Consider the following 2,922-nt stretch of genomic DNA (forward strand, 5'->3'; position numbering starts at 1 on the left):
AACTCCCCATCCACAGTCCACCGCACCACATCACCCGTGCGGTACATCCGCTCACCCGCACCACCGAACGGACACGCCACAAAACGCTCCGACGTCAGCCCGGGACGCCCGACATAGCCGCGCGCCAGGCCCTCGCCCGCGACGAACATCTCGCCCACGACACCCACCGGCACCGGACGCAGGGCGCCGTCCAGCACGAACACCCGGAGGTTCGAGATGGCCCGGCCGACGACGCTGCCGGCGATCTCGCCGATCGACGCGGCGTCCAGGGCCCGGTAGGTGACGTGCACGGTGGTCTCGGTGATGCCGTACATGTTCACCAGCGTGGGTCCGCCGACCGGGTGGCGCTCGTACCAGCCGACCAGGCGCTCCGGGTCCAGCGCTTCGCCGCCGAAGACTATCGTGCGCAGGGCGAGCCCGGCGCTGAGCTCGGGGTGCTGCGCGTCCGCCTGCATGAGCTGGTAGAAGGCCGACGGGGTCTGGTTGAGCACGGTGACCCGCTCCCGGACCAGCAGGTCCAGGAAGTCCAGCGGCGAGCGGGAGGTCTCGAAGGGCACGACGACCAGGCGGCCGCCGTACAGCAGCGCACCCCACAGCTCCCAGACGGAGAAGTCGAAGGCGTACGAGTGGAACATCGTCCACACGTCGTCGGCACCGAACCCGAAGCGGTCCTCGGTCGCCGTGAAGAGGTGCACGACGTTGGCGTGCGGGATCGTGACGCCCTTCGGCCGTCCCGTGGATCCGGAGGTGTAGATGATGTACGCGGGGTGGGCCGGACGGAGCCGGGCCGACCGTTCGGCGTCCGTGAGGTCCCCCGCCGGGGAAGCGGAGTCGGCGGCCTCGTCGTCCACCAGGAGCACGGGCAGCCCGGCGTCCAGGTCCGGCAGCCGGACCCCGCCGGTGGTCAGCAGGCACACGGGTGCCGCGTCGCCAAGGACGTACGCGATGCGGTCCGCCGGGTAGTCCGGGTCCAGGGGCACGTAGGCGCCGCCGGCCTTCAGCACGGCGAGCAGGGCGACGACGAGCTCGGCCGAGCGGTTCGTCATCACCGCGACCAGGCTCTCCGGTCCGACGCCGAGGCCCACCAGGCGCCGGGCGATCCGGTTCGCCCGCTCGTTCAACTCCCGGTAGGTCAGGGAGGTTTCGCCGAACGCCAGGGCGATCCGCTCGGGCGTCCGGGCCGCCTGCGCCTCGAACAGCTCGGTCAGGGTGACCGACTGGACGGGGCGCTGCGGCTCGTTCCACTCGTGCAGCACGAGGTTGCGCTCGGCCGCGGAGACGACGTCGATCTCGCCGATCGGGCGGTCCGGGTTGTTCACCGCGGCCGTGACGACCTTCACCAGGCGGCCGGCGATGCCCTCGACGGTGCGGGTGTCGAACAGGTCGGTGGCGAAGTCGATCCGCCCGTGGAGACCGGCGGGCGTGCCGTCCTCCGCGAAGCGCTCGCCGAGGTCGAAGGAGAGGTCGAACTTGGCCGGGGTGAGCCCGGAGTCGACCGTGGTGGCCCGCACACCGGGCAGCTCCACCAGGGCGTCGGTGGTGTTCTGCAGGGCGAGCATGACCTGGAACAGCGGGTGCCGGGCGAGCGACCGCTCCGGCGCCAGGTCGTCGACCAGGCGCTCGAACGGGATGTCCTGGTGCGCATAGGCGTCCAGGCTGGCCTCCCGGACCCGTCCCAGCAGTTCGTCGAAGGTCGGGTTGCCGGTGAGGTCGGTGCGGAGTACCAGGGTGTTGACGAAGAAGCCGACCAGTTCCTCCAGCGCCTCGTCAGTTCGACCGGCGATGGGCGAGCCGATCGGAATGTCCTCGCCGGCCCCCAGCTTGGAGAGCAGGACGGCCAGGGCCGCCTGGATCACCATGAACGGGCTGGCACCGGCGGCCTGCGCCAGCTCCACCAGGCGGCAGTGCAGGTCGGCGGGCAGGTCGAGCGGTACCGAGGCCCCTCGGTACGAGGCGGCGGCCGGGCGCGGCCGGTCCGTCGGGAGCAGGGTCTCCTGCGGCAGGTCGGCCAGTGCTTCGCGCCAGTAGTTGAGTTGACGTGACATCAGCGATGTCGGGTCGTCCTCGCCGCCCAGGATTCCGCGCTGCCAGAGGGCGTAGTCGGCGTACTGCATCGGGAGCGGCGCGAGTTCCGGCGTCCGGTCGTCCCGCCGCGCGGCGTAGCAGGTCGACAGGTCGCGCAGCAGCGGTCCCATCGACCAGCCGTCGCCGGCGATGTGGTGGATGACCAGCAGGAGGACGTGCTCCTCCGGCGCGAGCCGGAACAGCCGTGCCCGGATCGGCACCTCGGTCTCCAGGTCGAAGGTCCGGTCGGCGTGCCGGACCAGTTCCGCCGCCAGGTCTTCTTCCGTGACGGGGACGACGGGGAGGTCCGGCTTCGACGCCTCGACGTCCAGCACGCGCTGGAACGGCTGTCCCCCGCTGGTGGGGTAGACCGTGCGCAGCGTCTCGTGGCGGGCGGTGACGTCCTGCAGGGCCGCTTGCAGGGCCGGGGCGTCGAGGGGGCCCGAGAGTCGGAGACCGACCGGGATATTGTACGTGGAGCTCGGTCCCTCCAGCTGTCCCAGGAACCAGAGGCGCAGCTGGGCGTAGGACAGGGGCAGGGTCTCCGGCCGCGGGACGGGGGTGAGGACGGCGCGGATGCCCGTGGTCGGGTCGAGCTGCGCGGCGAGGCCGGCGACGGTCGGCGCCTCGAAGACGGCGCGGATGCTGATCTCGACGCCGAGTTCGGCGCGCACGCGGCTGACGAGGCGGGTGGCGAGCAACGAGTTCCCGCCGTGTTCGAAGAACCCGTCGTCGACGCCGACCTTGTCGAGGCCGAGGACCTCCGCGAACACACCGCACAGGACTTCTTCCTGCGGGGTGGCGGGTGCACGGCCCTCGCCGGCGGAGGCGAAGTCGGGTGCGGGCAGGGCCTTTCGG

General features: G+C 71.7%; 1 protein-coding gene. It reads right to left on the minus strand.

Features of this window, described 5'->3' with window-relative positions; all coding sequences use genetic code 11:
• Positions 1 to 2,922 (minus strand): non-ribosomal peptide synthetase (locus tag ADK60_RS21135; RefSeq protein ID WP_159400523.1); only part of this gene is annotated, 2,922 nt, incomplete at both ends.

The organism is Streptomyces sp. XY431, assembly GCF_001279805.1.
Lineage (GTDB): Bacteria > Actinomycetota > Actinomycetes > Streptomycetales > Streptomycetaceae > Kitasatospora > Kitasatospora purpeofusca.